This window comes from Oleiphilus sp. HI0080 (assembly GCF_001635135.1).
Genome location: NZ_LWFU01000950.1, coordinates 1 through 832, shown reverse-complemented (window position 1 = coordinate 832; position 832 = coordinate 1). Strand labels below are relative to the sequence as shown.

The 832-nt window shown below is 47.7% G+C and carries 2 protein-coding genes; both read left to right on the top strand.

What is annotated here, in order from left to right; translation table 11 throughout:
• A partial coding sequence (locus A3751_RS18460; protein WP_369821257.1) for a serine aminopeptidase domain-containing protein occupies nt 1-616 on the top strand: 616 nt, incomplete at its 5' end.
• 2 nt (nt 617-618) lie between these two features.
• Nucleotides 619-832: peptidylprolyl isomerase (locus A3751_RS18455; protein ID WP_197466490.1), on the top strand; the 214-nt coding region annotated here is incomplete at its 3' end.

The window sequence follows — 832 nt, the reverse complement described above, 5'->3', positions numbered from 1 at the left end:
TCGAAACCTAATTACAGTAGCTAGTCCTGTCGATATGCATCAAAGTGGTCTCACAGGAAAGTTTCTTTCGGTGGTATACAAGCCTGCGCAAAGTATTTCCAGTATGTTGAATGTCTCGCTTTTAGATATGCCGGCGAAAATGTTTCATGTGCCAGGATGGGTGTCCTCGGTCGCTTTCAAATTGACCAACCCGATTGGTAGTGTGATCAATTCGTATGAGAAGTTCTTAAATCTCTGGGATCGTGAGTATCTGGAGGAGAGTCTGACCATGAGTAAGTGGTTTGATGACATGGTCGATTACCCTGGCGAGACAATTAAGGACATGGCCGTCCATATGATGATTAATAACCGAATTGCTAGTGGTGCGATGCGCATCGGGCAGGCTAAAGCGCAGTTCAATAAGATTGCGTGTTCTATTTTGGCCTTTGCTGGAGAGAGCGATAATATCGTTAGCGTGAAAGCTGCACACAAGATTCTGGATATTGTGTCATCCACGGATAAAGAATTCTGTATTGCGCCCGGAGGACATGCCGGTGTATTTGCAGGTGCATCTGCTCCCGCGCATACATGGGCTCTCAGTGCAGACTGGTTAGTCGAGCGCTCGGACAAGAGGTAGTTATGAAAACATATACTGTGCATTATTGGCTCAAAGGAAGCGATGGGGAGGTAGTGGATACATCCCAGGGTGGAGAGCCAATGAAGATAAAAATCGGCGCCTCAGATGTCATCGAGGGTTTGCAGAAGGCCGTTGATGGCCGCAGCGCCGGAGATCGAATTGAAGCGACGATTCCCCCGGAGTTAGGTTATGGTCCGCATCGTCCAGAATTTGTTA